Annotated in this window: 21 protein-coding genes; 5 read left to right on the plus strand and 16 right to left on the minus strand. The window is 44.3% G+C overall.

The window, feature by feature from the left end; translation table 11 throughout:
* The 6 genes from accD to fabB form a co-directional block, all read right to left on the minus strand.
* Positions 1-933, minus strand: coding sequence for an acetyl-CoA carboxylase, carboxyltransferase subunit beta (accD, locus tag K5620_RS12675; protein ID WP_016403413.1), 933 nt, complete (start codon positions 931-933; stop codon positions 1-3).
* A 134-nt stretch (positions 934-1,067) separates the two neighbouring features.
* Entirely contained in the window at positions 1,068-1,856 is a 789-nt protein-coding gene (gene truA / locus K5620_RS12680) for a tRNA pseudouridine(38-40) synthase TruA (RefSeq protein WP_016403414.1), read from the minus strand.
* Between the two features lie 141 nt (positions 1,857-1,997).
* Positions 1,998-4,337, minus strand: a complete 2,340-nt coding sequence (locus K5620_RS12685) for a FimV/HubP family polar landmark protein (protein WP_016403415.1) — start codon at positions 4,335-4,337, stop codon at positions 1,998-2,000.
* 184 nt (positions 4,338-4,521) lie between these two features.
* Positions 4,522-5,547, minus strand: a complete 1,026-nt coding sequence (locus K5620_RS12690) for an Asd/ArgC dimerization domain-containing protein (protein WP_016403416.1) — start codon at positions 5,545-5,547, stop codon at positions 4,522-4,524.
* The gene (locus K5620_RS12695; protein ID WP_016403417.1) at positions 5,547-6,671 is read right to left on the minus strand and encodes a 4-phosphoerythronate dehydrogenase; all 1,125 of its coding nucleotides are present in this window, start codon (positions 6,669-6,671) and stop codon (positions 5,547-5,549) included. The genes K5620_RS12690 and K5620_RS12695 overlap by 1 nt, the downstream gene beginning before the upstream one ends.
* 112 nt (positions 6,672-6,783) lie before the next feature.
* Positions 6,784-8,001, minus strand: coding sequence for a beta-ketoacyl-ACP synthase I (gene fabB, locus K5620_RS12700; RefSeq protein WP_016403418.1), 1,218 nt, complete (start codon positions 7,999-8,001; stop codon positions 6,784-6,786).
* A 114-nt stretch (positions 8,002-8,115) separates the two neighbouring features.
* On the opposite strand from fabB, the gene mnmC reads away from it, so the two are divergent.
* Positions 8,116-10,158 carry a bifunctional tRNA (5-methylaminomethyl-2-thiouridine)(34)-methyltransferase MnmC2/FAD-dependent 5-carboxymethylaminomethyl-2-thiouridine(34) oxidoreductase MnmC1 gene (gene mnmC, locus K5620_RS12705; RefSeq protein ID WP_084681980.1) on the plus strand — a complete coding sequence of 681 codons (2,043 nt, stop codon included), beginning with the start codon at positions 8,116-8,118 and terminating at the stop codon, positions 10,156-10,158.
* A 66-nt stretch (positions 10,159-10,224) separates the two neighbouring features.
* On the opposite strand, the gene K5620_RS12710 is transcribed toward mnmC, so the two are convergent.
* A complete protein-coding gene (locus K5620_RS12710) occupies positions 10,225-10,797 on the minus strand; it encodes a DUF922 domain-containing protein (RefSeq protein ID WP_194164089.1) in 573 nt (190 codons plus the stop codon).
* A 289-nt stretch (positions 10,798-11,086) separates the two neighbouring features.
* Between K5620_RS12710 and K5620_RS12715 the strand changes: the two genes are divergently transcribed.
* Both K5620_RS12715 and K5620_RS12720 read left to right on the plus strand, forming a co-directional pair.
* Positions 11,087-12,133, plus strand: coding sequence for a response regulator (locus tag K5620_RS12715; protein WP_040307574.1), 1,047 nt, complete (start codon positions 11,087-11,089; stop codon positions 12,131-12,133).
* A complete protein-coding gene (locus K5620_RS12720; RefSeq protein WP_016403422.1) occupies positions 12,130-13,101 on the plus strand; it encodes a GGDEF domain-containing protein in 972 nt (323 codons plus the stop codon). The genes K5620_RS12715 and K5620_RS12720 overlap by 4 nt, the downstream gene beginning before the upstream one ends.
* Before the next feature lie 66 nt (positions 13,102-13,167).
* Here the strand turns inward: K5620_RS12720 and K5620_RS12725 are convergent, their stop codons facing one another.
* From K5620_RS12725 to prmB, 5 genes are all read right to left on the minus strand, one after another.
* Positions 13,168-13,470 (minus strand): hypothetical protein, encoded by a 303-nt coding sequence (locus tag K5620_RS12725; RefSeq protein ID WP_152781096.1) that lies wholly within the window; start codon positions 13,468-13,470, stop codon positions 13,168-13,170.
* Positions 13,415-14,590, minus strand: coding sequence for an ATP-NAD kinase family protein (locus K5620_RS12730; protein WP_016403424.1), 1,176 nt, complete (start codon positions 14,588-14,590; stop codon positions 13,415-13,417). Before K5620_RS12730 ends, K5620_RS12725 begins: the two co-directional genes overlap by 56 nt.
* Positions 14,583-15,095 carry an elongation factor P hydroxylase gene (locus tag K5620_RS12735; RefSeq protein WP_016403425.1) on the minus strand — a complete coding sequence of 171 codons (513 nt, stop codon included), beginning with the start codon at positions 15,093-15,095 and terminating at the stop codon, positions 14,583-14,585. Before K5620_RS12735 ends, K5620_RS12730 begins: the two co-directional genes overlap by 8 nt.
* Before the next feature lie 80 nt (positions 15,096-15,175).
* On the minus strand, positions 15,176-16,264 hold the full coding sequence (aroC, locus tag K5620_RS12740) for a chorismate synthase (RefSeq protein ID WP_016403426.1): 1,089 nt from the start codon (positions 16,262-16,264) through the stop codon (positions 15,176-15,178).
* An 11-nt stretch (positions 16,265-16,275) separates the two neighbouring features.
* Complete coding sequence (gene prmB, locus K5620_RS12745; protein WP_016403427.1) at positions 16,276-17,199, minus strand: 50S ribosomal protein L3 N(5)-glutamine methyltransferase; 924 nt, start codon at positions 17,197-17,199, stop codon at positions 16,276-16,278.
* Positions 17,200-17,262: 63 nt separating this feature from the next.
* Here prmB and smrB point away from each other — a divergent pair, with 63 nt between their 5' ends.
* On the plus strand, positions 17,263-17,787 hold the full coding sequence (smrB, locus tag K5620_RS12750; RefSeq protein WP_016403428.1) for an endonuclease SmrB: 525 nt from the start codon (positions 17,263-17,265) through the stop codon (positions 17,785-17,787).
* A gap of 47 nt (positions 17,788-17,834) precedes the next feature.
* Here the strand turns inward: smrB and K5620_RS12755 are convergent, their stop codons facing one another.
* Entirely contained in the window at positions 17,835-18,044 is a 210-nt protein-coding gene (locus K5620_RS12755; protein ID WP_016403429.1) for a DUF1107 family protein, read from the minus strand.
* Between the two features lie 185 nt (positions 18,045-18,229).
* Positions 18,230-18,694: a phosphohistidine phosphatase SixA gene (gene sixA, locus K5620_RS12760; RefSeq protein ID WP_016403430.1), complete on the minus strand. Its 465-nt coding sequence runs from the start codon at positions 18,692-18,694 to the stop codon at positions 18,230-18,232.
* Positions 18,695-18,853: 159 nt separating this feature from the next.
* On the opposite strand from sixA, the gene K5620_RS12765 reads away from it, so the two are divergent.
* On the plus strand, positions 18,854-21,640 hold the full coding sequence (locus tag K5620_RS12765) for an insulinase family protein (protein WP_016403431.1): 2,787 nt from the start codon (positions 18,854-18,856) through the stop codon (positions 21,638-21,640).
* A 341-nt stretch (positions 21,641-21,981) separates the two neighbouring features.
* Here K5620_RS12765 and fadJ read toward each other — a convergent pair whose 3' ends face one another.
* Both fadJ and fadI read right to left on the minus strand, forming a co-directional pair.
* On the minus strand, positions 21,982-24,105 hold the full coding sequence (gene fadJ / locus K5620_RS12770; RefSeq protein ID WP_016403433.1) for a fatty acid oxidation complex subunit alpha FadJ: 2,124 nt from the start codon (positions 24,103-24,105) through the stop codon (positions 21,982-21,984).
* Complete coding sequence (gene fadI, locus K5620_RS12775; protein ID WP_016403434.1) at positions 24,105-25,412, minus strand: acetyl-CoA C-acyltransferase FadI; 1,308 nt, start codon at positions 25,410-25,412, stop codon at positions 24,105-24,107. The genes fadJ and fadI overlap by 1 nt, the downstream gene beginning before the upstream one ends.
* Positions 25,413-25,456: the final 44 nt, after the last annotated feature.

Raw genomic sequence — 25,456 nt, forward strand, 5'->3', positions numbered from 1 at the left:
TTATTCTTTTTCGTTGGCAGAAATAGTCGGCCCTAAGTCTTCATCAGCATCGATAGGCTCAACCAACACCTCGGTATCTGTGCTTACAATGCCCATCATTTTTGAAGCCATTCCAGCAATGCGGTCACGCATGTTACGGCGGTCAATAATGATGTCGATAGCGCCTTTCTCAAGCAAAAACTCACTGCGCTGGAATCCTTCAGGTAGTTTCTCGCGAACGGTTTGTTCAATAACGCGAGGACCAGCAAAACCAATTAACGCTTTTGGCTCGGCAATATTAATATCACCCAGCATTGCAAAGCTGGCAGATACACCACCCATCGTCGGATCCGTAAGCACTGAGAAATAAGGTAAACCTTTTTCACGCATTTTAGCCAACGCCGCCGAGGTTTTCGCCATTTGCATTAGCGAGAACAAGGCTTCTTGCATGCGTGCACCACCGCTGGCAGAAAAACAAATCAAAGCGCGGTTTTCTGATAGGCACTTATCTACTGCGGCTACAAAGCGTGCTCCCACTACCGAGCCCATAGAGCCACCCATATAGGCAAACTCAAAGGCACAAGCCACTACAGGCAAACCCTTCAGCTCACCTTTCATTACTACTAATGCGTCTTTTTCACCAGTATTGCGCTGAGCGCTAGCAATACGGTCTTTGTATTTTTTGCTGTCTTTAAACTTAAGCTTATCGCGAGGCTCTAGCTCTGCCGCTAATTCTTCACGACCATCTTGGTCTAAGAAGGCTTCTAAGCGGTCACGAGCACCAATCCGCATATGGTGGTCACACTTGGGACAAACATTGTGGTTACGTTCTACCTCTGCACGGTATAAAGTTTGCTCACAGGAAGCACACTTGGTCCATACACCTTCTGGAATATTGCGTCGCTTACCAGAAGCACTTTTACTTTTCGGAAGAATTTTCTCTAACCAACTCATCGGGAACCTTACTTCTCAATAGGCGATAAAATCGCCGTGATAACAGAATGCATTGAATGGCGGCAATTAAACCACAATTGGCCAAAATATTTTACATAAAACTGGTCTAACCCTTCATTATCGTACAGTTTTTTTTAACTTGCTGGCAAAAACAACGGTCCGATGGGCAAATTTGGTAATTCAAATTCTTCAGGATAATCAACTTGAACTAAATACAAACCAGCCGCTTTGGCAGTGGCTGCAGCTTGAGCGCGATCTTTTACTGCCAATAACTCAGCAATCCATTCTACTGGTCGCTCTTGCTGGCCTACTTTCAATAAACTACCAACAATATTTCTAACCATGTGATGCACAAAAGCATTGGCTTTAATGTCCACCACTACATAATCGTTGTAGCGGCTCACTTTTAGATGTTCAACTCGGCGGAATGGACTGCGGCTTTGACACTGCACAGCACGAAAAGAGGTGAAGTCTTGTTCCCCTAGCAGCGCTTGCCCTGCTTGTTCCATCAACTCTATATCTAGCGGCTGATGATAAAAGCTCAAGCCTTGATTAAGGATTGCTGGGCGAAATCGGCTGTTATAGATAACGTAGCGATAGCGACGGGCAGTAGCGCTAAAACGCGCATGAAATTGGTCGCTAACCGGTTTAGCCCAGCGCACGGCAACATTTTTTGGCATGTTAGCATTTACGCCTAAAGTCCAAGCCGCCATTTTGCGCTCAACGGGTGAATCAAAATGTACCACTTGTCCGGTTGCATGAACGCCGGCATCGGTTCTACCTGCACATTGCACCTCGATCGGGCTATTAGCCACGATAGATAGGCTAGATTCTAATTCTTGCTGGATTGATTGAACGTCTCGTTGGCGTTGCCAACCAAAATATCCGGCACCATCATATTCGATGCCTAAAGCGATGCGCATAAATTACCACTGATTGTATCTTTGGCGGCTATGATAAAAAAATGACAGCACAAAGTCACCGCTTTATCAGCACCCTCTGTTGAATAGCAGATACAAAAAAGGCAGTGATAAGATCACTGCCTTTTTCCGTATAACTAAGTTTTAGCTAAAGCGAGAAAGTAACTCCTCGGCTTCTTTCTTCAAACTTTTATCTTCGCTAATTAGTACTTCTTGAAGAATTTTCTTAGCGCCGTCTTGATCGTCGATCTCCAAATAGGCTCTCGCTAAATCAAGCTTGGAAGCCATTTCGGCATTTGCGTCAACATCAACGGCAGGTTGCTCTTGCGGTAGTACATCAGGGAACGAATCAAGCTCTACGTCCAGGCTTGGGCTGTCATAAGGATCGGCTTCGTCAGTACTGTCTTCGTCTGCATCATTTAAAAGCATATCGATGTCGACAAACTCTCGCTCTTCGATGTCGCTACGAGAAGGAAGTTCATCTTGCTCAGTGGCTTCAGCGTTTTCATTGAAAGCATCTGAACCAAAACTGGCAAACATGCTATCAATGTCATCGTCAGAAACTTCATCTTCTTTATCTTTCGTATCGTCACTAAGTGAATCTGTGGACAGCTCAGGCGTCTCTTCCTCAGCCAGAGGCTCGAGCGCTAGGTCTTCAAGCTCGCTTTCAAAATCACCGATATCGGTAACGTTATCGGTAACGGCTTCAGCAGCTTCCTCCGCAGCCTCAATAGATGGATCTTCAAGTTCCAGTTCGGTTAAATCAACAAAATCATCATCTAAGTCAAAAGCTTCTGGTTCTTCGCCAGCAGAACTCTCAGACTCTGTAGCTTCACTTACTTCTTCGGAAGCACTTAATGCTGCTAAGTCAGCGGCGGCATCTTCAAGCGTTCCTGATCCACCCTCTAAATTCTCAAACTCATCTTCTAGGCTAGCAGTTGGGTCTTCAAGCGTAGTTAACTCGTCTTCATCTAGTTCTGCTGATAAATCAATGTTGTCTAAATCGACCTTTTCTTGCTCACTAACTTCCGATAACTCAGCTTCCATTTCTTGCTGCTGTTTAAGTGCATCTTCAAATGAAAGCTCATCGTCATCAGCCGGACCTTCTTCGCTCACTTCAAACAAGTCTTCCTCGTCGTCCATGGCTAAGGCAGCGGCAAGGTCATCGGCGCTAATTACCGCATCTGGATCTTCTTCCGCTGGACTTTCTTCCTCAAGTGCATCATCTAGAGAGGGAACAAGGTCGTCAGATTCAAAGGCATCTAAAGCCGCCATTTCACTGTCGTCTAAAGAAATCTCACTAATCGGGTCAGCTTCTTCTTGCGCAGCAGCAAAGTCTTCAAAGCTAGCTTCTTCAATTTCGGGCTCTAAATCATCGGTATCATCTTCAAACGATTCAGGCTCTGGGATCGTTTCATCAACACTTAGGTCTGGCTCATCTTCTTCAAACTGACTGTTTAAGTCCTCAGTTTGCTCATCTTCAGGTTCTAAGTTATCGCTAAATAGCTGTGAAAATTCATCATTTTCATCATCCATCATATTGATGGTTGATTCAGCCATTTCCTTATCTTGCTCTTCTAGCTCTTTTTTGGCCTTACGTCTAAACAGCAAGGTAATCACTAGTGCAATAAGCAGAATTGGAATAAAAATCACTAAGCCAATATTTAATGGTGAAGAAAAGAAGCCCGAGCTGCTTTCTTTGTCCATCTCACTGGCGTCAATTTTTGGTTTTTCTAGCAGTTGCAATATTTGAGTTTGATTGCGACGGTTTTCGTTTAACTCTTCACGAATACTGGCCAGCTCATCGCTTAGCTCTTGAATACGCATTTTCATGCGATGGTTTACTTCAGCCAAACCTACCATCTGCTGGCTAGATTCATCCATTTGCTGTTTTAGTACATCAAATTCTTGACGTTTTAACTGCTCTAGCTCGTCAATTCTCGTTTCTAGGCGATCACGTAAGGAGTCTAAATCTTTTTGGGTTTTTTCTAAGGCTCCTGCATCTGCCATTGGGCGAGCGGGAGTAACCGCTTTAGGCGTAGCAACTGGCGTAGTCGTGGTGGTAGTTGTTTGTGCCGCCGGCTTATTTACAACCACTTTAGTGGTTTTCTTCGGCGCTAAGGCTCTTACTGCAGCTTGATGGTTAACCGCTTGCGCTTCTTCCAGCGTAGGAAGCGAAAGATAGCTACCGTTGATAATTGAGTTGATATTGCCGTTATTAAAGGCTTGTGGGTTTTTGTTCAATATTGCGAACATCATTTGATACACGCTGATTGAACGGGAAGGACGATTTAAACTCGCAATAGCCCATAAAGTGTCATTGCTGCGCACCGGCCCATATGTTTGTTGTTCAGGTTCACCAACAACTTCGTCTGGCCCCACTAACTCAACATAAAAGGTACCCGTTTCTTGTGCGATGGCTGTACTGAGAGTTGAAAATGATAAAACAGCCGACAATGCAACGAGGGAAATCTTCCGCCCCATAGTTTTTCCTTGTTTTCTTCCTGGAGACTGAATCGCTTCAATCCTTTGTTATTGCTTTAATATAACCAGCTAACAATCAGCGATCTAGCGAAACAACTAACAGTTTACGCCTAGATCGCATTTTACTACGCTTTTCCTCAACTAGAGTTATCGGCGCATTGACAATTATCTAAACATAAATCGCTTAAATATATTGTTTTATTAAAGTTTCTGCGATTAAAGCGGCGTTCGCTACCACACCTGATTGCGGGTTATTGGCCATTAAAGTTAAGTTAACACCATTTTCTGTATTTGGATTTTGGCGTAAACGGCTTAGAACTATCGATTCGCTGTTTGCAATGTTACTTACCGGCGTAACCAGTTCATCTTCTACTAGTTCAAAGGCTTGGTGGTTCGTTAACCATTCTTTAATGCTTAGCAAATCTAAGGAATAGGTTCCGTACAAATGCAGTGACAAAGTATCGCCGTAGAATACCGGAACATGTTGCGCACTGACATTGATGTTAAGCTCAGGAGACTGCAACATAGCTCGACACTGCTCACTTAACTCAGCCTCAAATTGGCTAGCACCCAGTAACGCTTCCTCGCCCTGCTCTGGCAATAGGTTAAACGCAAGTTGTTGAGCAAACAGTTTAGGCTCAACCGGCAAACCGTTTAGCAAACGCGCTGTTTGACCTGCTAGTTCATCAACACCTAGCTTGCCTTTATTCGCCGCGCTCAGCATGGCATTTACTTCTACTCGTTCTAACTCAACATCTTGTTGGATTATGTGCAGTAGCAAGGCTAATTGTCCGGCTAAACTACTTGGGCAATTTAACCAACGCTCAGACAAACCTTCAGCCACTTGTTCAGGGTTAACCGCGGCATGCACCCATGAATAAGCTTCTTGGTTGGCATGCGCCATGTCGATAATTACACAACCAAGTTGGCGGGCCTGTTCAGCCATATCAACGGCTGCTTCTTCACTAGAGAGCAACCAAGCTACACTCACTTCCGACCAGTTAACTAACGGTGCCTCAGCAATTTCAAGGCTTTGACCTTGCCACTTTAAGCGACTTTCCTGCTCTTCTTCGTCGAGCTCTTCTGCTACGTCGATGTTTAAAGGAAAAATCTGCGCAGCAGGAAACTCTCTTTGCTCTAGTAGGCTTAGCAACTGCTGACTTTGCTCACTTTCTGCGCCGATAATTGCGACATTATGAAACTGTTGCATTACTTGTTCTCTTGAATGTTAAAGCCAAGCGCACCTAGGTTTGCTTGCTTATGTTGATTAACCACCTGCAGCGCAGAAAACTCTCTGCGTTGCGGATAAAATTTGCGGAGCTTATCAAACCCTGAAGGGCTTGCTCCATGCTGGCGAAAACGGCGATCGTCAGCAAAAATGTTGTAAACCAGTTGGGTCAATTTTGTTAGCTGAGAATCAGTTAACTCCCCTTTGAGGGTGATCTGCGAAAACTCAGGCACAGGTAACAACTGCTCACTTAAATCGTTAGCTTCAATCTTTAATGCTTGGCACATGGCTTGGTACACCATACTGGTGCCACGCATTTTCCCCTCTAAGCTATAACCAGCAATATGCGGAGTGGCAATAAAGGCATACTTCACTAGCGGCTCAAGTATAGTGGGTTCACCTTCCCATACGTCCAATACCAACAACGGTGATTTCCCTTGCGCTGCAAATTCTAGCAAGGCTTGGTTATCTATGACCTCCCCACGACAAGCATTAACCAAAATCTGCTCTGGTGTGAGTTTGCTAAGTACCTGTTGATTAAACAGATGATATGTGGGGTGCTTACCATTTTTAGTTGATGGTACATGTAAACTAATAACGTCTGCATCAAGTACCTGCTCAAAGCTTACCGAATTAGCGAGAGTTCCTTGCTCGGCAGCCGGTGGATCATAAAGCATTACTTGCATACCTAAAGCTGCAGCACGCTTTGCCACTTGTGACCCCGTATTTCCGGCACCAACAATCGCAATGGTTTTTCCAACTAATGATTGATAACGATACTCAGTGGCAGCTAACAAAGCAGTTGCTACATACTCTCCTACGGCAATCGCATTGCAGCCTGGCGCGCTAGCAAAAGCAATGCCTCGCTCAGCTAAGTAGTTTTGCTCTACATGTTCGGTGCCAATGGTGGCGGTACCAACAAACTTTAATTTGTTAGCTTGAGCAAGGAGCTGCTGATTTACCTTGGTCACTGAGCGAACTAATAAAGCGTCAACATCAACTAACTGCTGCGGCTGCATAGTTCGGCCATCTACGGCCACAACTTCACCGTGTTGGCTTAAAATTTGTTGAGCAAAGGGGATATTTTCGTCGACAACTATCTTCATTGCGTATGCTATTGGAGGCTACCTAAATTTTGAGGTGGGCAATCTTACCACGCGTTATAAATTCCATAAAAAAAAAGCTGCCTAAAGGCAGCTTTTTTCAAACAAAATTGATTTAGTCTTGGAAACGTTCGATTACAAGCGTGGCGTTAGTACCACCAAAACCAAAGCTGTTAGACATTACGCGATTTAACTTCGCGCTCTTGGCTTCATTAGCCACAATGTTCAAACCTTCGGCTTTTTCATCCAAGGTATTGATGTTAATGCTTGGTGCAACGAAGTCATTTTCCATCATAAGCAAAGAGTAAATTGCTTCGTGAACCCCTGCCGCGCCTAATGCGTGACCAGTCATCGCTTTAGTTGCGCTAATTAATGGGCTGTTGCCACCAAACACTTCTTGAATTGCACCCAACTCTTTCACATCGCCTACCGGCGTTGAAGTACCGTGGGTATTTACATAATCAATGTCACCTTCTAGCCCTTGCATAGCTTGACGCATACAACGCACTGCGCCCTCACCAGATGGCGCAACCATATCGTAACCATCAGACGTTGCACCATAACCCACTACTTCACCGTAGATTTTGGCACCACGTGCAAGCGCATGCTCAAGCTCTTCAACCACAACCATGCCGCCGCCGCCAGAGATAACAAAACCATCGCGGTCTGCATCATAAGTACGCGAGGCAAGTTCTGGGTTGTCGTTGTATTTAGTCGACAATGCGCCCATAGCATCAAATTCCATGGCTAGGGTCCAGTGAAGCTCTTCACCGCCACCAGCAAAAACAACGTCTTGCTTGCCTAATTGAATAAGCTCTAAAGCATGGCCAATACAGTGAGCACTGGTTGCACAAGCGCTGCTAATGGAATAGTTTACCCCCTTGATTTTGAACGGTGTCGCTAAGCAAGCAGAGGTGGTGCTCGACATGGTTCTAGGTACCATGTAAGGGCCAACACGACGTACGCCTTTGGCACGTAAAATATCAGCCGCTTCTACTTGGTTTTTAGACGACGCACCGCCAGAGCCAACAACTAAACCTGTGCGCTCGTTTGATACTAAGTCTTCGGCTAGCTTGGCATCTTCAATAGCTTGTTGCATTGAAAGGTAAGAAAATGCTGCAGCGTCGCCCATGAAGCGCATGGTTTTGCGATCAACATGCTCAGCTGGGTTAATTTTTAAATCACCCCATACTTGGCTACGTAAGTTTTGCTCGGCAAACTCAGGTGAATGGGTAATTCCCGATTTACCTGCTTGTAAGGATGCTAATACTTCTTCTTTATTGTTACCGATACTAGATATAATGCCTAGCCCGGTGATAACTGCTCTTTTCATCAGATGGTCTCACGGGTTGTATTTGCTGCTATGTTACCGATTTTGCAGCCTAATCTGGTCGGATGAGAGTACACGTGTACGCTTAAATTTTCTAGTAAAACTCGAGGTAAAGTTTTGTCTTCATCGGATAATGTGAATAACACCACAACAGCCACGATTCATTGGAATCCAGAAGGTACCCCTGTGGCTACCGATTACGACGATGTCTATTTTTCTGTAGACAATGGTTTGGCCGAAAGCCGTTACGTTTTTATTGAACAAAATCAACTCACTGAGCGCTGGCAAAACCATCAAACCGCTAGCTACGTTATCGCCGAGACAGGCTTTGGCACTGGCTTAAACTTTTTGGCGGCATGGCAGCATTACCAGCAATTTCTCGAAACAAACCCCGATACGGCGTTAACTCGACTACATTTTATTAGCTTTGAAAAGCACCCTTTATCACTAAACGATCTAAGCCAAGCCCTAAAACAATGGCCTGAACTTAAAGAGTTCGGTGACCAGCTAATTGCATTCTACCCTCAGATTATGACGCCAGGATGTCATCGAATTGCCTTTCACCACCCGGTCCCCATTACCTTAGACATTTGGATCGGCGATGTGCACCACAACCTGCCAGAAGTCCCGAACATCAGCGGAGGCTTGGTTAACTCTTGGTTTTTAGATGGCTTCGCTCCCAGCAAAAATCCTGATATGTGGACACAAAAATTATTTGAGGGCATGGCTGTACTTTCGGCTGAAGATGCTTCCTTAGCCACCTTTACCGCAGCAGGCTTTGTGAGAAGAGGTTTGATTGAAGTAGGCTTTGATACGCAAAAAGCAAAAGGTTTTGGCCGAAAGCGTGACATGTTAGTGGGCCGTTTTAAACAGCAAACAGCGCCTCAAAGCCTAAACTCCCGACTATACAGCCGCAAAGGGATTAGAGCGGGAGAAGACATCGCAATTATTGGCGCGGGCATTGCTGGTGTTAGCCTCGCCTATGCTTTAGTTAAACGTGGAATAAACGTTAGTTTATATGAAAAAAATAGCGCTGCGGCTTTAGAGGCCTCCGGCAATCGACAAGGCGCAGTGTATCCTTTACTTAGCCCTAACCAACCTCATGTTAGTGAGTTTTTTCAGCATGCCTTTAATTATCATCATCAAGTGTTGGCGCAATTGGCACAACAGCAATTAGAAGTTGAACACGATTACTGCGGCTTATTGCAATTGGCTTACAACGAAAAGTCTCAAGCAAAAAATCTCAATATTGCACAAGCTGGCTACCCTAAAAACTTGGTTTACCCGGTAGATAAGGCTACCGCCAGCGAGCTTGCTGGCGTGAGTTTAGATGATGAAGCTTTATTTTATCCTCACGCAGGCTGGGTGAATGCAAAACAATGTGTGCAAACCATTCTAAAAGCAGCGGAGCAATCTGGTCTGTTAAGTGTGCACTACGAGCATGAGTTAAGCGAATTTGAACTGGAGAACAAAGGCTGTAGACTACATTTGGGCTCACAAGTAAAACAACACAACAATATAGTTTTCTGTCAGTCTCACCATCTATTGAATTTGCCCCAAGCGGAGCAGCTTCCCATCACCCCTGTGCGTGGGCAAGTCAGCCATATCGAAACAACGCCGCAATTAAGTAAGCTCAGTAAAGTATTGTGTTACGAAGGTTACTTAACACCTGCCAATCAACAGCAGCATTGCATTGGTGCCAGTTACATTCGCAATGATTTAAGCCTTGAGCTAAAAGCCAACGAAGCAAAGAGCAACTTAAAGGCAATTAGAAAGTGTCAGCCCCAACCGTGGAATGAGCAACTAAAGCTGGCAAATATACCAGGCCGAGCAGCAACCCGCTGCGCAGTGCGCGACCACTTCCCATTGATAGGCCAATTGCCAAATTTGGAACAATTATTTAGTGAGCAATACCAACAGCAATGGCAAGAGGTGAACCCTCCAAGTTATGGTGGAGTATTTGTTGCTATTGGTTTTGGTTCAAGAGGAATATGCAGCGCACCATTTGCTACGGAGTTGTTAGCCGCCCAACTATGTAACGAACCGATACCACTTAAGCAAAGTACTTTAAATTGCGTTCATCCACATCGTTTTTGGAACAGACGTTTAGTAAAAAATCGCCCGTTAGCCTTAAATTATCGTGAATTCAAAAATAGATAAGCGTGTTGAATCAGCGTTCTAATTGGCCAAGCTAACGAAATAGTCTTGGCCAAAATTGCTGATAACTTAAGGTATTGTTAAACCTAAAGACTCGCCATGACGTGTTTGACGCTGATACGTACGAACCTTTTGTTGTGCGCTAGCTAAAGCCGCTCTGCCTTTGGCATTGATTAGCGCTTCTAGTTTGTCGCACTCTGTTGCACTTAAGCCTTGAGTTTGCTGAATAAAGCGGTCGACACTTTGTTCTATTAAACGGGTGATTTTTTGGTGGTACTGCTGAGCAGCTGCAATATAGCCAATCCAAGATTGCTGGGCTGCAAAATCTGCATTACTTTGGCTTATCCAACGAGGCATCACTAAATCAGCACTTAGCTGTAACTCCGGTTGAAGGGCCTCACAACGGTCGTTACGAATTTGCACCTTAGGTGTCCAATTCATTCTATATTGCGCAGCAATACTGTAACGATTTCCTTGTTTTTGGGGACCTTGCGCTTTCAGCTGATTACGTAATTGGTTTAAATCATGAGCGCTAACATCATAATACTCTATACTACTTTGCACCGAGGCAGACTGTGCGCATACAGAAAACAGTATACAAACGGCCACTACTCCTTGCCTGATCCATCTTGCTGGTTTCACTTTAGTTCCTCTAAAAGTCCACTTCCGTTTATTAGCTTTAACGCTAATTAATAGATTTATTTTTATATTTTGACCCTGCAGCATAACAGACAGTCAGCACAAGTTTGAAACTTTAACTAATAATCAATAACTTCTCGACTAAACTTATCTTTACACCGAACTACAGAACAGTTTTTGTGAATCACCTCAAAGCGCGGCATACAAATCTCTGTTTTTTATCAATTGAGACTTAGCAAGGTTGGCATTTAGCTTCATACTGTCAGCATACAAGGAGAGTTAATAGTAAATTATGTCGTTACCAATTCTCATATGCGATGACTCCAACCTCGCAAGAAAGCAAATGGCCCGCAGCCTTCCACCAGGCTGGGATGTAGAGATAAGCTTCGCCAAACATGGCCAAGAAGGGGTTGACTTGATCCGTCAAGGTAAAGGAGACGTGGTTTTCCTCGATCTCAACATGCCAGTAATGGACGGATATGAAGTACTGGAAGAAGTGCAGAAGAACGATTTACCGGCACTGATTATTGTGGTGTCTGGCGATGTTCAACCCGAAGCCTATACCCGAGTTAAACAACTTGGAGCCCTCGATTTCATTAAAAAGCCCACTAACAAAGCTAAAATTGGTGAAATCTTGGTTGCCTACGGCATTGTTGAATCGCAGCAACTGCTTGAGCTTGAAAACGACTTAGCCGCTTTAGATAAAATGCCGGCACCGGTCAACGATACGCTTTCACCAAAAATTGTCGATTTTAGGGACCACTACCAAGAGATTGCCAACGTAGCGATGGGACGAGCAGCCGACTTACTAGCGCGCTTACTCGATGCATTTATCGTTTTACCTATCCCTAACGTTAATATTCTTGAAACTAGTGAATTGCATATGGCGCTGACTTCGGTTGAAGAAAACGAAGCGATGTCGGCGGTTTGCCAAGGCTTTATTGGCTCTGGTATCGCCGGAGAAGCGCTGCTTTTGTTCCATGATTCTAGTTTCGCTGATATGTCTAAGCTTATGAATTATCAAGGCGAATTAGATGACAATGGGCAACTAGAAGTGCTAATGGACATTGCCAACATTCTTATCGGTGCTTGCCTGAAAGGTGTATCCGACCAACTAGATGTTGGCTTTTCACAAGGCCACCCCGTGGTATTGGGACAACATTGTAATATCGGCGACTTGATAAACAGTAATACCCAACGCTGGCAAAAAACTTTGGCAATTGAAATCAACTACACTATTGAAAAGCACAACATTCAATGTGACTTATTATTGCTGATTACTGAAGATTCGCTGCCAACTCTAAATAACAAAATTTCTTACTTATTTGAGCACCAATGAGCCAACATCAAAATGAAATGAACGAGTTCCACTGGATGCTGGACATGATACAAACTATCGATGTCGGACTAGTGGTGCTCGATAAAGACTACCAAGTACAAGTGTGGAACAACTTCATGGAAACCCACAGTGGCTTGCGTCCCGACCAAGCCCAAGGTAAAAAGCTGTTCTCGCTATTTCCTCAGCTTCCAGAAGATTGGCTGCGCCACAAAATTGATTCGGTGTTTTTTCTAAAAAACCGCGCATTTACCACCTGGGAACAGCGACCGCACGTATTCCCCTTTAAAAACTATCGCCCAATCACCGGTACGGTAGATTTTATGTACCAAAACATCACCATCATTCCGCTTACGTCATTAACCGGTATCGTTACTCATATTAGTTTAATTATTTATGATGTTACCGATAACGCGGTGAATAAACTTGAAGCGCAAAAGGTCAATGAAGAGCTAAAAATACTAAGCCGTACCGACAAGCTTACTCAGTTATACAACCGAGGGTACTGGCAAGATAGATTAGAACAAGAGTTTAATCGCTTTGTACGAAACACCGCACCTAGCTCTCTAGTGATGTTTGATATTGACCACTTTAAACAAGTGAACGATACCTACGGTCATCCGGCTGGCGATAAAATTATTACTTTAGTGGGTGATACATTACGCAAGGTTATGCGTAAAACCGATATTGCAGGGCGTTATGGCGGCGAAGAATTTGGCGTTATTTTAACCGATACAGATTCAGAACATGCCAAAATCTTTTGTGAACGCTTACGAACCGCGATTGAGGCCTTAAAACCAGTAGTAGATGGAGTGGAAATTCCATTTACTGTGAGTTTGGGAGTGGCAGAGCTAGATGATCAAACTGCCAGTGCTAAAGACTGGTTAGCTAATACCGACCAAGCCTTATATCAAAGTAAACACAACGGTCGAAACCAAACCAGTCTGTTTGCTCATAAAACACCTGATTAATACTCAGGGAAACAAACTAAAAAAGCAAAGCCGAAGCTTTGCTTTTTTGATTCTTTACTTAATCACTTAGGCTACAGCAGAAACAACTTGCTGTTGACTATCAGCAAACGAAATAGCATCGCGCCATAAAGCCTCTACCTGCGATTGCATAGTTTCGTCTGTTTCACCGTCAAAGTGAGCATCCAACAAGGCAATATGCATTTGTGATTTTAAGCAATGCACCATTGGGCGACCACTTAATTCAGTTAGTGTTGCAACAACCCCAAGATGATCACTTAGGTATTGAATAACATTTTTTGGTGGAGCATTTAGATTAGTGTCGTGGCTGTTCAGGTAAGTCTGCAGCAGGGTGACATAATTCTTGAGCATCGGTAACCTCATTTTCAGGGTTCGATACTCGATACATAATATAATCTCGGTAACCAGTAATTACCTTGATGCTTCCAGATAAATTCTTATCTAGTTCTGTATCGCCAGTATCAACAATCAACGGGCGTCCATGCAAAGATTTAAGTTTAGTTTTTGTTGCTACAACTACAATGTTTTCCCGGCCAAGCTTGCGAATAACCGCAGGGCTTAGTTGTTGATTGCCACGGCCAAATAAATGTCCCTGACCACCAATGGGTGTAATCAATAGCTTAGTTTTTACGTTGCTTATTCTATTAATCAGCTCAGCTTCGGTCAAATCCTCTTGGACGATTTGGTGATCTTTAACCAAATCTACTCCTAGAAGAGTATTAGGCAGTGATAACTCCTGCATAATAGCGGCTACAGTGGAGCCTGATCCTGCGATAAACTGCTCATCTTCTAACAACTCTATCACTTCGGCGGCAATATCTTGTAAAACCAGCTCTTCAGATTCAATACCACTTTGCTTAACCGACTGAACATAACGCAATTCATCTGGCACAAGCATCTCGCCAAAACACTTAGCACGCACTCTTCCTTGGCGAAAAGCTTGCTCATCAATATCCATTACATCGGCGCTTTTAAGGCTTAGCATTTCGCCTTTAACTAGCTTCTCAATAACAATGCCACTAGCGGCAGGCGTAACGCCATAAACGCCAGAATGAATCTTACAACCAGCTGGAATACCTAAACACTTAGTCCCCTCACCCACAGCACTAAGCACGTCTCGAGCGGTACCATCTCCGCCCGCAAAAATGAGTAGCTCTAAACCAAGCTTAGCCAGCTGCTGCGCGGCTTGTTGAGTATCAAGCGCATCTGAGGGTTGATTAGCTTGATAAATCACTTCATGAGGCAAGGATAGCTTTTGACACAAGTCTTCACCCATTTCGCCAGACGCGGTGTAAACAATAAACGCTTGTTGAACTTGGCTTAGCGCCTGCAAAGCTTGTTCGGCGCGCAAGTTGGCTTTTTTTGTTGCACCCTTAGCAAGTGCCTGGTCACTCACACCGTCAGAGCCTTTTAGCGCAACGCTACCACCAACACCAGCAATAGGATTTACAATCAAACCCAGTTTAATCATTTGCAACCTCAACCAATGCTTGCTTTGCCTTGTTTAACACCGTCATGAATTTTTGAGCCCTTGCCGGGAAGCCTTGCTGCAAATATAGCTGATACTGCTCTTCAACCGCAGCAGCAAACGCATGGCGGTCACTTTGAAAGCCAGATAAGTTATCAACACTCACTTGAAAAGTACGTCCTGCAGCGCGCGCTAAGCCACACTCCACGGCTTGTGGCTTATATTCCACTTTTTCAAAGTCCAATTGCTGCTGCTGGTTTCGCCCATCGGCCTTATACCAATAACCATAATCTTCTAGCTGTCGGCGCTGCTCACCGGCAATGCACCAATGAGCAATCTCGTGTAAGGCACTGGCATAAAAACCATGAGCAAACACTATTTGGTGCTTAACCCTGCCTTCTCCTGCTGGTAGATAAATCGGCTCATCTTCTCCAGCAACTAGCTCAGTATTAAAATCAGCAAAGGTTTCATTAAACAGTAAAATAAGCTGCTTTACGTCATCCAGCATCGCTATTCTCTCGTTCTCGCTATGCTACAAAAAAGCCCCTAAATGCAACATTTAAGGGCTTACTGTTAAAGGCTATATGCTTAACGCAGGATAGGCGTTTCTGTCGCAACAGCGCCGTTTTGGCCGCGCTGGCGTAAACAATGATCCATTAACACAATCGCTAACATTGCTTCAGCAATCGGTACCGCGCGAATACCAACACATGGATCGTGGCGCCCTTTGGTCACAACTTCTACCGGCTTGCCATATTTATCAATAGTTTGCCCGGGTACGGTAATACTTGAAGTGGGTTTTAAGGCAATATGTGCAACCACATCTTGACCAGACGAAATGCCCCCCAACACACCACCGGCATGGTTAGAACTAAAGCCCTCAGGCATCATTTCATCGCGATGCTCACTACCACGTTGGTTAACGACCGCAAAGCCGTCACCAATTTCTACCGCTTTAACTGCATTAATGCCCATTAGTGCATGCGCAATGTCAGCATCTAAACGATCAAATACTGGCTCACCTAAGCCAACTGGAACTTGCTTAGCAACAATACTTAAACGCGCGCCAATTGAATCACCTTCTTTTTTCAGCGCTCGCATAAACTCATCAAGCTCTTCCAACTTGCTTTCGTCAGGAAAGAAAAACGGGTTCTGCTCAATTTGAGAAAAGTCGATATTCTCAGCTTTTACTGGGCCGAGTTCACTCAAGTAACCGTGGATCTCTACACCGTGGTGTTGCTTCAAATATTCTTTAGCGATTACACCCGCAGCTACCCGCATAGCGGTTTCACGAGCAGAAGAGCGACCACCACCACGGTAATCTCGGGTACCGTACTTTTGATGATAGGTGTAGTCTGCATGGCCAGGGCGGAACATATCTTTAATATTGGAGTAATCTTTAGAACGCTGATCGGTGTTCTCAATCATTAAGCCAATCGAGGTACCGGTAGTCTTTCCTTCAAATACACCTGCAAGAATTTTAACTTGGTCAGGTTCACGACGCTGGGTGGTATAGCGTGACGTGCCCGGTCTACGACGATCCAAATCTTTTTGGATCATTGCTTCGTTAATTTCTAGTCCCGGTGGACACCCATCAATAATACAACCCAGTGCAACACCGTGGCTTTCACCAAAGGTTGTTACGCGAAAGAGCTGGCCAATGCTGTTTCCTGCCATTAATTCTATCCTTACTGTTCAAATTGCGAGCGGCAAGCAAGCAATTGCTCGCGGCTAATAATAAATACTCCGTGCCCGCCGTTGGTAAACTCTATCCATGTAAACGGAACATCGGGAAACTGTTGCTGCATATGCACTTGGCTATTGCCAATTTCTACAATTAACAAACCATTTGGGGTTAAGTGATCTGCGGCATCAGCCAAAATCTTTTTAGTTAACTCTAAGCCATCAAAACCCGATGCCAAGCCTAACTCAGGCTCATGCATAAACTCATCTGGCAAGTTACTCATGTCTTCAGCATCAACATAGGGTGGATTGCTGACAATTAGATCATAAGTATGCCCTTTCAACTCATTTAAGCCATCAGACAAAATAGGCGTAACTTGTTGCTCTAAGCCATGCCCTTGAATATTAATCTCGGCTACTGCTAGGGCGTCTTCCGAAATATCAACCGCATCTACTTCTGCTTCGGGGAAAGCATAAGCGCAACCAATAGCTATACAAGCGCTGCCCGTGCATAAATCTAGTATCCGCTTGGGCTCTTCTAGCAACCACGGCGAGAATTGGGTTTCAATAAGTTCAGCAAAAGGAGAACGAGGCACAAGCACTCTTTCGTCCACGTAAAACTCTAAACCAGCAAACCATGCTTTATTGGTTAAGTAAGCCACAGGTAAGCGCTCTTGAACACGCTTAACCACCAGCTCAACCAATAAACTACGTTCTTGACGAGTTAAACGCGCATGCCTTACTTCTGGATCAACATCCAATGGTAAATGAAGACTAGGCAAAATTAGTTGCACCGCTTCGTCCCAAGCGTTGTCAGTTCCATGACCATAGAAAACGCCAGAAGCATTAAATCGACTCACCGCCCAGCGGATCATATCTTGAATAGTATGTAACTCATCGATTGCTTCTTCGATAAATATCTTTTCCAATTTGGCCTCCAGATTAAGTACAATCACCCACTATATGGCTTCAGGCACAACTGATAATAAAAGATGAAAAAACCAACTGACGAAGATTTCGCTGCTTTCAAAGAAGCGCTCAAAGGCGTTCGCCAGATAAAACAAGATAAAATAAGTCTTGAGCCCACTCGAATCAAGCAAAAAAGCCAACAAAGGGAAAAACAGCAACGTGCGGCCTTAAATAATAGCCAATTCTTCTTTTCTGATGAGTATCACCCTTTGCTACCAGACGAAGGGCCAATGCGTTGGCAAAGTGATGAATGCGATCCCTATGAGCTAAAAAAGCTCCGTCGTGGAGATTATTCCCCAGAGATTCTACTCGACTTACACGGCCTTACTCAGCTCCAAGCAAAACAAGAAATCGCCGCGTTAATCATTGAGTGCAAGCAACAGCACTACCACGTTGCCTCCATAATGCATGGTCATGGTCAACAAATTCTCAAAACTAAAGTACCTCAGTGGCTGGCTCAACACCCAGAAGTACTCGCCTTTCATCAGGCTCCCAAAATACACGGCGGCTCTAGTGCGCTGCTAGTATTAATTAGTTCTCCAAACTAAAAAACCACTCCGAAGAGTGGTTTCTACTTTCTAAACAAAGCCTATTGTTAAGCGGCTTTATTCTTAAATTCGTCGATGTGTTGGTTCACTTCTGCCACTGTTTGCCGGTGCTTAGTGGTTTTGTGATTTGCCAAAGTTTCTAATTTACCATTTTTAAACTCGTATGCCCCTCGTCCTTGAATATACAAGCGTCCTTTAAAAAACGCTTTAACGTAACGGGCAATTTTAACTGGAGAATAACGGGAAAATATTTTCATTCATTATGTCCACTGCTGTTTTGACAAAACGAATACTACTAGGAGATATTGGCGAATTCTAAGGAAATCGGTAGCAATTCACTGTTCCGCGAAGAAGATCTCAAAAGCACAAAAAACTGGGAACCTTTGAGATTTAGAGCAATACACCAACAGTAAACAGCTAACCGGTTGATAAGTTTGTTTTACTACAAGCTTATTGGGTGTTGCAGTGAGATAAAGCTGTTTTCTTGCCCTACTTGCAACTCAGCAACAGCCGCAGTACTAAATAATGGAGCACCGGCTTCAGCCACTAGGCCTTCAACAATAAAGCCCACTAACGGCAAATGTGATACCACTAGTAAATTACCTTGTGGTTGCTCTAAAGCAAGTTCGTTAATTAAGCTCACCACGGCGACTTCGTCACCAGAGGGCGTTAGCTCGTTTAATTCGATCACTTTAACCGCTTCCGGTAAGCTTTGAGCCAAGCGCTGCCACGTTTGCTGTGCACGCAAATATGGGCTCACTAATACATAATCTAATTGTGCTAGTTTATCCGCTAGATAGGCCCCCATTTTACCTACTTCATTTAAGCCAGATTGGTTTAGTGCTCGCTCACTATCGCTAGCAGCGAACATTTCGGCTTCACCATGACGCATGATAAATACTTGCATAAAAGGGCTCTTCTTAATTAATTGAGACGTGTTAAACGTCTAAGCTTACTAATTTTGGCTGCTAATTTAATTGATATGCCACAAAACATCCATCAGAGTTTGCAAGACCAAGTTAAGCGACTGATAATCATACTATCGCCATAAACAAGGAATGTTGCCTTGCGCACTAGCCCTAACGATCCAAAACAATATCGTTACATAACTTTAGACAATGGTCTTAAGGTCTTGTTAGTACAAGATGAAACAGCGCAAAAGTCTGCTGCTTCTCTCGCAGTAAATATTGGCCATTTTAACGATCCCAAGAATCGTGAAGGCTTGGCTCACTTTTTAGAGCATATGCTTTTTTTGGGAACTGACTCTTATCCTAAAGCAGGTGAATACCAAAGTTTTATAAACCGCCATGGCGGTAGCAATAACGCGTGGACAGGCACCGAACACACCAATTACTATTTTGATATTGATAACGACTGGTTTGACGAAGCGCTTGACCGATTTAGCCAGTTTTTCATCTGCCCGTGTTTTAACCCAGAGCTGGTTGAGCGTGAACGACAAGCGGTTAACTCTGAATACCAACTAAAGATTAAAGACGACGTACGCCGCATTTACCAAGTACATAAAGAAACGGTAAATCCCGATCATCCCTTTAGTCAGTTTTCTGTAGGTAGCTTAGATACCCTTAGTGATGGTGAAACATCGATTAGAGACGACCTAATCGCCTTTTATCAGCAGCATTACTCGGCCGATTTAATGTCGCTAGCGGTGCTTAGCCCCCATGAGCTTGACCAAAATGAAGCCCATGTGCGGCAACTGTTTTCCGCAATTCCAAAGATTGTTGTAAATAAACCTAAAATAGCCCCCTTTTATTTGCCGGAGAACCTGGCATTAGAAACCCATATTCAGCCGGTTAAAGACCTGAAAAAGCTCACTTTATCTTTTGGCTTTGGCGACATGGATTCACTTTATCGACAAAAGCCTCTCACTTATATTGCGCATATTTTAGGTTATGAAGGGCCCGGCAGCTTAGTGGCTCTATTGCGCCATGCCGGTTTAATTAACTCTATGGCTGCGGGTGGCGGAGTCAGTGGCAGCAATTTTAAGGATTTTTGCATTAGCTACTCCTTAACCGATGAAGGTTTAAACTGCATTGACTCAATCATCGACGCGAGCTTTAGTTACTTGGAAATGATTCGCCAACATGGTTTACAAGCTTGGCGCTACAGCGAAAAACAGCAAGTATTTGAACGGGCCTTCCTTTATCAGGAAAAATCACGGGCTATCGACTTAGTCTCTCACTTAGCCATTAACTTACAGCACTACCCCGCAGACGATGTTATCTATGGCGATTACGCCATGGAGAACTACGACCAGGCTCTTATCTCGCAATGCTTAAAACAAATTGTCCCTGAGAGAATGCGTATTACTTTGGTATCACCCAATGTTAAGGGAGATAAAATAGCTAAGTGGTACCACACCCCCTATTCGGTAAAACGCATTGAACCTGAGCGAATTAAACGCTGGCAATCACCCGGTGAGTTAGAAAGTTTGCAACTACCAGCCAGCAATCCATTTTTATCTTTTAATCAATCGCCTTTGGTTGAGCCACAAGAACAAGAAGCTGAACCTAGATTACTGTTTGATAAACCTGGCTTTCGCTTATGGTTTAGCAACGAACCGGAATTTAGAGTTCCTAAAGGGCATTTGTATGTGTCTGTAGATTCAAAACATGCGGTAGCTTCGGTGCGCAACATTGTTTGCACGCGCTTAATGGTAGAGTTAATGCTAGATCATCTTAGCGAGATGACTTACCAAGCCGAGATTGCAGGTATGTCTTACCAGCTCTATGCCCATCAAGGTGGCTACACCTTGCACCTATCTGGATTTAGTGACAAACAAATCTTGCTACTCAAGATGATCATGAATAACCGCTTATTCGGTCATTTTGAGCGTAAGCGCTTTGGAATAATTAAACAGCAGTTAGCAAAACACTGGCAAAACCAGATGCAAGTTAAGCCTATTTCTCAACTGTTTAGCGAGCTAACCTCGTTGCTACAACCTAACAACCCACCACCCAGCGCCTTACTCGAAGAGCTAGAAGACGTTCAGTTAGAAGAGCTGCCCGACTTTGTGGCCAAACTTTATCAAAACATTCATATAGAAATGTTGGCTTACGGCAATTGGTCAGAACCAACAATTGAAGAGCTGGGTGAGTTTGTTCAGCAAGAAATATCTCCAGATACCAGCCCTTCAAAGGAAACACCAAGAAAGCTTATTAGTATTAAAGATCAGGGAAGCTTGTTATACGAAATAAATTGTCAGCAAAATGACTCGGCGCTAATGATTTATTACCAAAGCCGAGACTTAAGCCCTGAGAGCATTGCCTTGTTTACCCTAAGTAACCACATTATGACCTCAACCTTCTTTAATGAGTTACGCACCAAGCAACAGCTAGGTTACATTGTGGGAACGGGCAACTTGCCGCTTAATCGCCACCCCGGCATTATTTTCTATGTGCAATCACCACATGGACAACCGCAAACACTACTCGATGCCATTAACGACTTTTTGGATGAGTTCCCGGTGCTGATGTTTGAGCTAAGTGACGCGCAATGGCAACAAAGTAAACAAGGGCTAATTGCCCAAATACTAGAGCGCGAAAGTAATATGCGAACCCGTGCTCAGCGTTTTTGGGTAAGCATCGGCAACAAAGATTTGACCTTTAACCAGCGCCAGCGTGCAGCGGAATGCATTGAACGGCTTGAGCGAGTGGACCTCGTCAGATTTATGATGAGCTTAAAAAGCAAGCAGCGTGACCGGGTTATCGTATACAACCATGGAGCAAGTGAGCAGCAAGCAGAGCCTTTAAATACCCACCATTTAGAGACAGTGCGAGTAGTTAAAAGCCGTAGTGAGTTTCAGAGTGATTCAGCAATTTATTGCTATAACTAAAAGAGGTGAGAAACTAAAAACAGTGAAGGCTGAATTAAGCCTTCATTCGGCTATCGTTAAAACCTTGGCTGCGCTTTACGTTAAGCTTTTGATGCGTCCAGAGCAGTGGCATACACAGTGGCCCAAACAATAAGCCCACCAATGTCCAACGCCATCGCGGCAAAGAAAACTTAATAGCTTCCACGTAGAAAAATAGCCCAAAACAGACTGACAACAACAAAACGAAAAACATACTACTCGCTCTAATACAGACAGGGTGGAGATGTTAACAGAAATGTCTTAATTACACTAAAGCCAAGGCGAATTATTCACCTTGGCTTTTGTTATGCTTGCTTTACAATTTAAGGGTAATAGCTTTGGCCTTTATCAGCCATTGCAACCAAGGCTTCGCAAGGTTTAAAACGTTCACCGTAGCTTGATTCCATCGCTTGAAGCTCTTTCACCAAGTTAGCAATACCAATGCTATCCATAGCGCGGAATGGTCCACCTAAGAAAGGTGGGAAACCAATACCGAAAATAGCACCTAAATCACCATCTCGAGCACTGCGTATAACCCCTTCATCTAAACAGCGCGCAGCTTCATTAAGCATCATGTAAACACAACGCTTAGACAGGGTAGCTGTATCGAGCGAGGTTTTGGGTTTAACTCCCAAAACTGAGTACACCTTTTCGTCAACTTGCTTGGCTTTGGCTTTTTTACCTTTGCCGTAGAGATAGAAACCTCGACCGTTTTTCTTACCTAAGCGCTTATCGTCGATAAGTTTGGCAAATGCATCTGGCGCTTTAAAACGCTCACCTAGCTCAGCTTCAAGAATCGGCGCAATTTTAGAACCTACATCAATGCCTACTTCGTCAAGCAAGGTCATTGGGCCAACCGGGAAGCCATAATCTAGTAGCGTTTTATCTAAATGTTCAATGCTCTGCCCTTCTAGCAACAACATGGCGGCTTCATTCATGTAAGGCGCAAGAATACGGTTTACATAAAAGCCTGCACCATCTTTCACTACAATTGCAGTTTTACCTTGCTTACGAGCAAACTCTACCGTATCGGCTATGGTTTGCTCATTAGTGCCAGCATGCGGAATAATTTCAGCCAAAGGCATTTTTTCTACTGGACTAAAGTAATGCAGACCAATCACTTGCTCTGGACGCTCGGCTTTAGCCGCTATTTGCCCAATAGGCAATGAAGAAGTATTGCTGGCAAAAATCGTTTTTTGATTACAATTGGCTTCAATATCAGCCACCATTTGTTGCTTAAGCGCTAAATCTTCAAATACTGCTTCCACCACAATTTGGCTATTTTGCATGCCAACAAAATCTGTTCCGCCGGTAATGTTGTTCATTTGCTGCTGCAGCTGAGCATTAGTGATAAACCGGCGTTTACGCTTTTTATCTAACAACTTATAGGCGTAATTTAGGCCGCCTAACACACCTTTTTCGCTAATATCTTTAATACGAACTTGTGCTTTAGCTTTGGTCGCCGACACAAAAGCAATGCCCGCTCCCATTAAACCACCACCTAAAACAGCAACTTGATTAATTCTTTGTGGCGACACACCTTCAAACAAGCTTTCTTTTTTCAGTTCATTCGACGCAAAAAACAAGCCGCGCAACGCTGCTGACTCAGGGCTTTTCACTAAGTTGGCAAAACGCTTGGCTTCTTCTTGATAAGCGGCCTCGGTATTTTTCTCAATCCCAGCTTTAACACAGGCAATAATCTCGTTAGGCGCTGGGTAATTGCCACGTGTTTTGCTCATGGTTTGCTTAGTTACCTGAGAAAACAACACATTACGACCAACCGGGTTACCTTCCAACAACTTTGAAATGGTACTTAGTTTAGGTTTTGGTTTACGTTTAGCTTTACCAGCATACTTCTTGGCAACATCTAGCAGCACGCTGTTTGGTACCATTTCATCCACTAAGCCACTTTTAAGGGCTTGCTTAGGGCGTAACTGTTTCCCAGTAAGCATCATCTCTAAGGCTTTTTGAATACCAACTAGCTTTGGTAAGCGCTGAGTACCACCGCCACCGGGTAACAGACCAAGCTGCACTTCGGGCAAGCCTAGGCTGGTTTTATCGTCGTTACTACATACTCGATAATCACAGGCTAAGGCGACTTCTAAACCGCCACCTAAGCACGGACCATGAATAGCAGCAATAACCGGAAACGGTAGCTTAGCTAAGCGTGCGAAAACTTTGTGCCCGTCTTGTGAGAGCTTTTGCGCATCGGCGGCAGTATCACAGCTGTCCAACATGCCAATATCAGCGCCGGCGATAAACGAATCAGCCTTTCCGCTGTACACCACCATACCAGTAAGTTGAGACTGAGAAGCTAGGTCATCCAATATGGCATCCAGCTCGGGGCCAAATTCGGCTTTTAAGGTGTTCATGGTTTCACCATGCACATCAATTTTTAGCAGCGCAATATTCTCTTCAATCGTTAAGGTGAAAGTTTGCTGTTCCATTATTCAACCTCCAAAACCATTGCTGCGCCCAAACCACCTGCCGCACAGGCAGTGGTTAACCCTAAACCACCACCGCGACGACGAAGTTCGTTAAGCATTTGCGTAATCATTCGCGCACCAGTGGCGGCAAACGGGTGACCATAAGCAATTGAGCTACCCATTACGTTAAACTTCTCCATGTCAATTTCGCCCAAGGCTTTATCTCGGCCAATAGACTTAGCAAATTCGTCACTGGCAAACATTTTAACGTTCGCTAGCGTTTGAGCGGCAAAGGCTTCGTGCATTTCAATTAAGTCTAAATCTTGCAAACCAATACCTGCGCGGTCTAAAGCAATTGGGGTTGCGTAAGAAGGTCCCATTAACATGTCTTCCCATACATCGATGCCAGCAAAGGCATAACTCTTTATGTAACCAAGAATGGGTAAACCTTGCTCTTTGGCTTTGTCTTCTCGCATAAGTAACACCGCGGCGGCTCCATCGGTAAGCGGTGTAGCGTTAGCTGCAGTTACCGACCCATGCTTGCGGTCGAATACTGGTTTTAGTTTGGCCAGCTTCTCTTCACTTGAGTCACCGCGCACATTGTTATCACGACTAATAGAGGTTTTAAAAGGCTCGGGGTAAGCGGTCATTACTTCGTCGTCCAACTTTCCTTCTTCCCAAGCCTGATGCGCTAAGCGATGTGAACGTGCAGCTAACTTGTCTTGGTCGGCGCGTTTAATGCCATGCGTTTTGGCCATTTGCTCAGCGGTTTGCCCCATGGAAATACCGGTTGAATACTCAGCAACTGCAGGAGGAACTGGCGCTAAGTCTTTAATTCTTAGCTTTTTAATAATATTCCAACGCTGCCCTGCGCTGCGAGCTTTAGACAGCTCAAGTAAACTGCGAGCTAGCTTTTTACTCACTCCAATAGGTAACACTGAAGATGAATCTGCACCACCAGCAATACCACAATCAATTGTGCCAGCCATAATGGACTCAACCACGTTAACCGTTGCCTGAAAACTAGTCGCACAAGCCCTAGAAACACTATAAGCGTCAGTAGACACATCTAAAGGAGTCCCCAAAACAATTTCACGGGCAATGTTTGGCGCTGCGGGCATTTGTACCACTTGACCAAATACCAGTTGTTGAATTTCTTTCACGTCTAGATCTACACGCTTAATTAATTCATTAACCACCATTTTCCCAAGATCTACGGCTGGAACATCATGATAGGCTGTGGCTTGACGCGCAAATGGAGTACGCAAACCCGCAACTACTGCTATGCGTGCGCCATTCGCCGTTTGTAAAGATTGTTGTTGGTGCATTCAATTTATCCTTAACGAGTTAAGAGGTCAGACCTCATAAGCTT

It is taken from the genome of Agarivorans albus (assembly GCF_019670105.1).
GTDB classification, from domain to species: Bacteria; Pseudomonadota; Gammaproteobacteria; order Enterobacterales; family Celerinatantimonadaceae; genus Agarivorans; species Agarivorans albus.

Excerpts from the sequence above, each read along its gene's own strand:
- accD (WP_016403413.1), bottom strand. The coding sequence starts at position 933 with ATGAGTTGGTTAGAGAAAATTCTTCCGAAAAGTAAAAGTGCTTCTGGT.
- truA (WP_016403414.1), bottom strand. The coding sequence starts at position 1,856 with ATGCGCATCGCTTTAGGCATCGAATATGATGGTGCCGGATATTTTGGT.
- K5620_RS12685 (WP_016403415.1), bottom strand. The coding sequence starts at position 4,337 with ATGGGGCGGAAGATTTCCCTCGTTGCATTGTCGGCTGTTTTATCATTT.
- K5620_RS12690 (WP_016403416.1), bottom strand. The coding sequence starts at position 5,547 with ATGCAACAGTTTCATAATGTCGCAATTATCGGCGCAGAAAGTGAGCAA.
- K5620_RS12695 (WP_016403417.1), bottom strand. The coding sequence starts at position 6,671 with ATGAAGATAGTTGTCGACGAAAATATCCCCTTTGCTCAACAAATTTTA.
- fabB (WP_016403418.1), bottom strand. The coding sequence starts at position 8,001 with ATGAAAAGAGCAGTTATCACCGGGCTAGGCATTATATCTAGTATCGGT.
- K5620_RS12715 (WP_040307574.1), top strand. The coding sequence starts at position 11,087 with ATGTCGTTACCAATTCTCATATGCGATGACTCCAACCTCGCAAGAAAG.
- K5620_RS12720 (WP_016403422.1), top strand. The coding sequence starts at position 12,130 with ATGAGCCAACATCAAAATGAAATGAACGAGTTCCACTGGATGCTGGAC.
- K5620_RS12725 (WP_152781096.1), bottom strand. The coding sequence starts at position 13,470 with ATGCTCAAGAATTATGTCACCCTGCTGCAGACTTACCTGAACAGCCAC.
- K5620_RS12730 (WP_016403424.1), bottom strand. The coding sequence starts at position 14,590 with ATGATTAAACTGGGTTTGATTGTAAATCCTATTGCTGGTGTTGGTGGT.
- K5620_RS12735 (WP_016403425.1), bottom strand. The coding sequence starts at position 15,095 with ATGCTGGATGACGTAAAGCAGCTTATTTTACTGTTTAATGAAACCTTT.
- aroC (WP_016403426.1), bottom strand. The coding sequence starts at position 16,264 with ATGGCAGGAAACAGCATTGGCCAGCTCTTTCGCGTAACAACCTTTGGT.
- smrB (WP_016403428.1), top strand. The coding sequence starts at position 17,263 with ATGAAAAAACCAACTGACGAAGATTTCGCTGCTTTCAAAGAAGCGCTC.
- K5620_RS12755 (WP_016403429.1), bottom strand. The coding sequence starts at position 18,044 with ATGAAAATATTTTCCCGTTATTCTCCAGTTAAAATTGCCCGTTACGTT.
- sixA (WP_016403430.1), bottom strand. The coding sequence starts at position 18,694 with ATGCAAGTATTTATCATGCGTCATGGTGAAGCCGAAATGTTCGCTGCT.
- fadJ (WP_016403433.1), bottom strand. The coding sequence starts at position 24,105 with ATGGAACAGCAAACTTTCACCTTAACGATTGAAGAGAATATTGCGCTG.
- fadI (WP_016403434.1), bottom strand. The coding sequence starts at position 25,412 with ATGCACCAACAACAATCTTTACAAACGGCGAATGGCGCACGCATAGCA.